The 2,622-nt window shown below is 55.8% G+C and carries 3 protein-coding genes; 2 read left to right on the top strand and 1 reads right to left on the bottom strand.

Annotation, left to right across the window (positions count from 1 at the left end; all coding sequences use genetic code 11):
* The coding region (gene hemH / locus ACOSYY_RS13370; protein ID WP_421662996.1) for a ferrochelatase at window positions 1–601 on the top strand (601 nt) is incomplete at its 5' end.
* Window positions 598–2,049, top strand: coding sequence for a protoporphyrinogen oxidase (gene hemG / locus ACOSYY_RS13365; RefSeq protein WP_421662995.1), 1,452 nt, complete (start codon window positions 598–600; stop codon window positions 2,047–2,049). The genes hemH and hemG, both read left to right, overlap by 4 nt.
* An 89-nt stretch (window positions 2,050–2,138) precedes the next feature.
* Here hemG and ACOSYY_RS13360 read toward each other — a convergent pair.
* Window positions 2,139–2,622 (bottom strand): class I SAM-dependent methyltransferase (locus ACOSYY_RS13360; protein ID WP_421662994.1); only part of this gene is annotated, 484 nt, incomplete at its 5' end.

Below are 2,622 nucleotides of genomic sequence, written 5' to 3'. Positions count from 1 at the left end.
ACAATCCTCTCTGAGTACGGGAGCCTATCGGAGAAAAGTCGAAGAAGCCCGTGCCGAGTGTGGAGATCGGACCGATGTGACATATGTCGGCAGTTGGAACCGGCATCCTCGATTGATTGCCGCTCTCGCGGATAATATCCGGTTAGGACTCCTCGCGTTTCCATCAGACGTGCGCGCAACGGTGGCGGTGCTATTTACAGCGCATAGTCTGCCTGAGCGGATCGTAGCCATGAAGGATCCCTATCCTGATGAAGTAAAGGGCACGGTCGAAGAGGTGACACAACTTCTTAGCGATCAACCGATCTACTTTGCCTATCAAAGTCAGGGGCGATCAAACGAGCCATGGCTGGGACCCACCGTGGAATCAATGTTGGAAACCATTCAGCTGGCCGGACACCGGCATGTGCTGGTGGCGCCTATTGGTTTCCTCTGCGACCACGTGGAAACCCTCTTTGATATCGATATTGAACTGAAGCAATTGGCTGCCAACAAGGGCATGCGCCTTGAGCGTATCGCCATGCTGAATGACTCGCCTCCACTCATCGAGACGTTGCTCGACGTCTTGACGACACACGAATCCTCTTCCTGCATTCAGTCGTGACTCGACCACGCACAGTCGTGATAGTGGGTGGTGGCATTTCCGGCCTGGCCACAGCTTTTTCACTCCAAGAAAAGGCGACGAAGGCCGGTCTTTCCATTCGATGCACGCTCCTCGAATCCGACACATCCTGGGGAGGAAAGATCGTCACGCACCGGGTCGGCGAGATGGTGACTGAAGCCGGACCGGACTCCTTCCTTTCCCAAAAACAGGCCGGCCTCGATCTCTGCGTGAAGCTCGGCCTTGCCGATCAACTCATCAACACCAATGAAACAAGCAAAAAGGCCTGTGTTCTGTATAAAGGACAACTGCATGATTTACCCGAAGGACTGCTGTCCTTCGTTCCGAAACAACTGGGGTCCTTCCTTCGAAGTGGTCTGCTCACCTGGACGGGTTTGGCGCGCATGGGGTTGGAGATCGCCGTTCCACCAGGCCCCGCAACGGGCGATGAATCGTTGGCCGGCTTTCTTCGCCGTCGGTTTGGGGCGCAAGCGTTTGAGCGGGTCTTGGAACCGTTGATGGCCGGAATTTATGCGGGGGATGCCGAGCAAATGAGCTTGCGAGCCGCGTTCCCTCGGTTTTTTGAGCTGGAACAACGGCATGGCAGCATCGTTCGCGGCATGATGGCCGCAAAGAAGGCCGCCCCGTCAGTTTCGACAGATCAACCGAAACGGACGATGTTTGTCAGTCTCAAGAATGGTCTCGGTGATTTGGTAACCGCCTTGACTCGTCGTTTGACGCAGCAAGGGGTCGAACTCCGTATGGGTGCTCGAGTCGATGCCCTCAGAGTGAGATCGCATAAGCTCGGCCGTTGGATGTACGACCTTATTCTGCAAGATGGATCGGCGCTTTCCGCCGACGGCGTCGTTCTTGCCACACCGGCGTATGTTTCGGCAGACCTGTTGCGTCCATTGACGCCGATCGCCGGCGGTTTGCTGGACATGATTTCCTATGCGTCGACTGCCACCATTGCGATGGCGTTTCCACGGACTCTGACGAGTGCCATAGAAGGATTCGGATTTATCGTGCCGCGAACGGAGCAGCGTCATTTAATTGCCGCGACATGGACCTCGCTCAAGTGGCCATATCGGGCTCCGGCGGATCATCTGTTGGTGCGCTGCTATGTCGGTGGAGTGGGGCGGGAGAACATTCTTCAGCTGGATGATGATGCGCTGACGGTAAAAGCCAGAGACGAACTCGCCGCTCTATGCGGCATCAGAGTGGAGCCAAGTTATGCGGAAGTGAATCGATGGTGGAAAGCGATGCCCCAGTATACGCTCGGCCATCTGGATCGATTGGCACAACTGGAAGCGGCAATAAGCCGCTATCCCGGACTTGTTCTGACCGGGGCCGGCTATCGCGGGGTCGGCATACCCGACTGCATTCGTGATGGAGCCGTGGCAGCCGAGCGCGTCGTGCAGAATCTTTTGGGTGACAGGGGAACAGGTTGAGGTGAAGGTTGAGATACAGCGGACTTAAGAAGCTGAGAGATGCATAATCTTAACCTCACCCTTAGCATTGACCTTTTTTAAAATCTCAATCATCGATACATCCATGACCGAGTTAAAGGGAGTTCGGTCAGACCGCCGGCTTCCTGGCGGCTGGCCAGTACTTGATAGACGGTCAGCCAGCCCTGCGAAAACGCCAGTGAGGAACCCGCGAGATAGGTGCGCCATATACGAAGCGTCCGTTCGCCGACGATGTGACGGGCTGCAACGAGTTGGCTTTCCAGTCTGCGTGACCAGTGTGCGAGTGTCCGAGCATAGTGCGGTCGTAGACTTTCAACGTCATAGACCTCAAAGTTCTGTCTCGCCATCTCACGGATCACCGTGTGAAGATGGGGGAGTTCGGTATGGGGGAACACATACTTGTCCATAAACCCGCTCACTCCGGAGCCGACCGTGCGCCCGTCGGCATCGGGCGAGGTGATGCCGTGGTTCATAAATAGCCCTCTATCGCGCAACAGGCGTCGCACAATATCGAAGTAGAGGTGAAAATTATTCCGGCCGACATGCTCAAACATG

The organism is Nitrospira sp. BLG_2, assembly GCF_049222245.1.
Note: the sequence above shows the minus strand (reverse complement) of the source record. Positions and strands in the feature narration are given on the sequence as shown.